Origin of the sequence: Streptomyces colwelliae (assembly GCF_048158785.1) — a bacterium.
In the GTDB taxonomy this organism is placed as follows: Bacteria; Actinomycetota; Actinomycetes; order Streptomycetales; family Streptomycetaceae; genus Streptomyces.
In genome coordinates this window covers 1-3,410 of the sequence record NZ_JBLTJC010000640.1, presented here as the reverse complement: position 1 = coordinate 3,410, position 3,410 = coordinate 1, and the positions used below count along the sequence as shown (strand labels likewise).

At 67.6% G+C, this 3,410-nt stretch carries 2 protein-coding genes; one reads left to right on the top strand and one right to left on the bottom strand.

The genetic code is table 11. The annotated features are described in order from the left end of the window. The first annotated feature begins 160 nt into the window (after positions 1 to 160). Positions 161 to 1,966, top strand: coding sequence for a bifunctional metallophosphatase/5'-nucleotidase (locus ACNFOC_RS52480; RefSeq protein ID WP_416966039.1), 1,806 nt, complete (start codon positions 161 to 163; stop codon positions 1,964 to 1,966). A gap of 53 nt (positions 1,967 to 2,019) precedes the next feature. Here the strand turns inward: ACNFOC_RS52480 and ACNFOC_RS52475 are convergent. After that, a partial coding sequence (locus tag ACNFOC_RS52475) for a lysine N(6)-hydroxylase/L-ornithine N(5)-oxygenase family protein (protein WP_416966038.1) occupies positions 2,020 to 3,410 on the bottom strand: 1,391 nt, incomplete at its 5' end.

Below are 3,410 nucleotides of genomic sequence, written 5' to 3'. Positions count from 1 at the left end.
GGGTTGGTGGTCGTCCGGGGCGGGGGTGGTCATACGTCCCACTCTGTCAGGTGTGCGGTCTGGTGGTCATCAGATCGAAACCTGCGGGATCTGTCGCGTGCGGTAAGAAGCGAGTAAGAATCTACGCGCGTCGTTGACCGTTTCCCGAGGAGAGCCAGACATGCCCTTGAACCGCCGGAAGTTCCTGAAGAAGTCCGCCGTGACGGGTGCGGGGGTCGCGCTGGCCGGTGCGGCGGCGGCTCCGGCGGCGCAGGCCGCGGAGAAGAAGAAGCCGGGCAAGCCCGCCAAGCGGTACTCGCTGACCGTGCTGGGGACGACGGATCTGCACGGGCATGTCTTCAACTGGGACTACTTCAAGGACGCGGAGTACTCCGACGCCAAGGGCAACGCGATGGGTCTGGCGCGGGTGTCGACCCTGGTGAACCAGATCCGCCAGGAGAAGGGGCGGCGGAACACACTGCTGCTGGACGCGGGCGACACGATCCAGGGCACTCCGCTGACGTACTACTTCGCGAAGGTGGACCCGATCACCGCCAAGGGCGGGCCGGTGCACCCGATGGCGCAGGCGATGAACGCGATCGGGTACGACGCGGCGGCGCTGGGCAACCACGAGTTCAACTACGGCATCGAGACGCTGCGGAAGTTCGAGGACCAGTGCCGTTTCCCGCTGCTCGGGGCGAACGCGCTGGACGCGAAGACGCTGAAGCCGGCGTTCCCGCCGTACTTCATCAAGACGTTCCGTGTGCCGGGTGCGCCGCCGGTGAAGGTGGCGGTGCTCGGGCTGACGAACCCGGGTATCGCGATCTGGGACAAGGCGTATGTGCAGGGGAAGTTGACGTTCCCGGGTCTTGAGGAGCAGGCGGCGAAGTGGGTGCCGAAGCTGAAGTCGATGGGGGCGGATGTCGTCGTCGTGTCGGCGCACTCCGGGTCGTCGGGGACGTCGTCGTACGGTGATCAGCTGCCGTACGTGGAGAACTCGGCGGCGCTCGTCGCGCAGCAGGTGCCGGGGATCGACGCGATTCTCGTGGGCCACGCGCATGTGGAGATCCCCGAGTTGAAGGTCACGAACACGGCGACGGGCAAGACCGTCGTGCTGTCCGAACCGCTGTGCTACGCCGAGCGGTTGAGCGTGTTCGACTTCGAGTTGGTCTTCGAGAAGGGGCGTTGGACCGTCGAGTCGGTGACGGCGTCGCTGCGGGACGCGAAGACGGTCGCGGACGATCCGAAGATCACGCGCTTGCTGAAGGACGAGCACGCGCTGGTCGTGGAGTACGTCAACCAGGTGGTCGGTACGGCGACGGCGACGCTGACGACGGTCGACGCGCGGTACAAGGACGCTCCGATCATCGACCTCATCACCAAGGTCCAGGAGGACGTGGTGAAGGCGGCGTTGGTGGGGACGGCGTACGCGTCGCTGCCGGTGATCGCGCAGGCGTCGCCGTTCTCGCGGACCTCGGAGATCCCGGCGGGCAACGTGACGATCCGGGATCTGTCGGGTCTGTACGTGTACGACAACACGCTGGTCGCGAAGTTGCTGACGGGTGCTCAGGTGCGGGCGTACCTGGAGTACTCGGCGGAGTACTTCGTGCAGACGGCCGCCGACTCGGTGATCGACACGGAGAAGTTGACCAACGCGAACGGCCGTCCGGACTACAACTACGACTACGTGTCCGGGTTCTCGTACGACATCGACATCGCGCAGGCGGCGGGTTCGCGGATCAAGAACCTCACCTACAACGGTGCCGCGCTGGACGACGCGCAGCAGTTCGTGCTGGCGGTGAACAACTACCGGGCGAACGGCGGCGGTGCGTTCCCGCATGTGGCGTCGGCGACCGAGGTGTGGGCGGAGTCGACGGAGATCCGGACGCGGATCGCGGAGTGGGTGACCGCGAAGGGTGTGCTGGATCCGGCTGACTTCGCGTCCGTGGACTGGAAGTTGACGCGGAACGGGACGCCGGTTTTCTAACGCGTTCGGTTTTCTGAGGGGTCCGGCGGTTCTGGTTGCCGCCGGGCCCCTTTCTAGCGTCCTTCGACGAGTGGGGTGAGAGTGCGGGTGGCCTGGCGGGCCGTGGGGATCTGGGCCTGGGGGTCAAGACCGAACGTGGTGAAGGCCGTTCGGCCGGGAAGGGGATAAGGCTCCTTGCCCGTGAGGGAGTTGAGGATGGTGGCGCTGCGCCAGGCGGCGAGGCCGAGGTCGGGGGCGCCGACGCCGTGGGTGTGGAGTTCGGCGTTCTGGACGTAGACCTGGCAGCCGGAGCCGGTGACGCAAGGGTCGAGGACGAGCCTGAACTGGTCGTCGATACGCGGGCGTTCGGCGCTGTCGCGGCGCAGGTAGGGGTCGAGTCCGGCGAGGATGCGGCCGAGGGGGCGTTCGCGGTAGCCGGTGGCGAGGACGACGGCGTCGGTGGTGAGGCGGGAGCGGGTGTTCTGCTGGAGGTGTTCCAGGTGGAGCTCGACCTTGGTCGTCGCGATCCTGCCCGCCGTGCGGACGCGGACGCCGGGGGTGAGGACGGCGTCGGGCCAACCGCCGTGCATCGTACGGCGGTAGAGCTCGTCGTGGATGGCGGCGATGGTGTCGGCGTCGATGCCCTTGTGGAGTTGCCACTGTGAGGTGACCAGGCGGTCGCGGACGGGTTCGGCAAGGGAGTGGAAGTAGCGGGTGTAGTCGGGGGTGAAGTGCTCCAGGCCGAGCTTGGAGTACTCCATGGGGGCGAAGGCCTCGCTGCGGCCGATCCAGTGGAGCTTCTCGTGTCCCGCGGGGCGGTGGCGGAGCAGGTCGAGGAAGACCTCGGCGCCGGTCTGTCCCGAGCCGATGACGGTGATGTGCTCGGCGGCGAGAAACGTTTCGCGGTGGGCGAGGTAGTCGGCGGCGTGGATGACGGGGACGCCGGGGGCTTCGACGAGGGGCTTGAGCGGGTCGGGGACGTAGGGGGCGGTGCCGACGCCGAGGACGATGTTCTTGGTGTACGTCCGCCCGAGGGCTTCCGCTTCCCCATCGCTGTCGAGCTGGGTGAAGTCGACCTCGAACACGTCGCGTTCGGGGTTGAAGCGGACGGCGTCGACCTGGTGGCCGAAGTGGAGTCCGGGGAGGCTGCCCGCGACCCAGCGGCAGTAGGCGTCGTACTCGGCGCGCTGGATGTGGAAGCGCTCGGCGAAGTAGAAGGGGAAGAGGCGGTCGCGGTCCTTGAGGTAGTTGAGGAAGGACCAGGGGCTGGCGGGGTCGGCGAGGGTCACCAGGTCGGCCAGGAAGGGGACTTGGACGGTGGCGCCGTCGATGAGCAGGCCGGGGTGCCAGTCGAAGCCGGGGCGCTGTTCGTAGAAGGCGGTGTCGAGTTCGGCGAGCGGGTGGGCGAGGGCGGCCAGCGAGAGGTTGAACGGTCCGATGCCGATGCCGACCAGGTCGCGGGGCC

Coding starts and splice junctions, on each gene's coding strand:
- ACNFOC_RS52480 (WP_416966039.1), top strand. CDS start 161: ATGCCCTTGAACCGCCGGAAGTTCCTGAAGAAGTCCGCCGTGACGGGT.